Source organism: Mesorhizobium sp. M1A.T.Ca.IN.004.03.1.1, from assembly GCF_003997555.1.
In the GTDB taxonomy this organism is placed as follows: Bacteria; Pseudomonadota; Alphaproteobacteria; order Rhizobiales; family Rhizobiaceae; genus Mesorhizobium.
In genome coordinates, this window is sequence record NZ_RZTV01000143.1 from 1 (window position 1) to 312 (window position 312).

The following is a 312-nucleotide window of genomic DNA, read 5'->3' on the forward strand; positions in this document are numbered from 1 at the left end:
GCCGCCTGATCGCCGATGTCGAGCGGCTTGTCGGCGACCGGCTGATTGCCTTTCCCACCGTTGCCCATGTCGCGCCGCCGATCGGACCGCTGGAGCAGGATGACGAGCTGTTCTTCGCGACGAACAACAAGACGTTGCGCAACACCGCGCTCGGCAATTTCCTCGACTGGTGCGGCGTTTCCATTCCCTGCGGTACGGGCGAGGCTGGCATGCCTGTTGGACTGCTGCTTTCGGCCACCCCCCATCGCGATGAGGCGCTGCTGGGGATTGCCCTTGCGGCCGAGGCGGTCTTGCTTGAATTGGCAATTGAAC

Annotated in this window: 1 protein-coding gene; it reads left to right on the top strand. The window is 63.8% G+C overall.

Annotation, left to right across the window (positions count from 1 at the left end):
* The coding region (locus EOD29_RS31065; RefSeq protein WP_245475491.1) for an amidase family protein at positions 1-312 on the top strand (312 nt) is incomplete at both ends.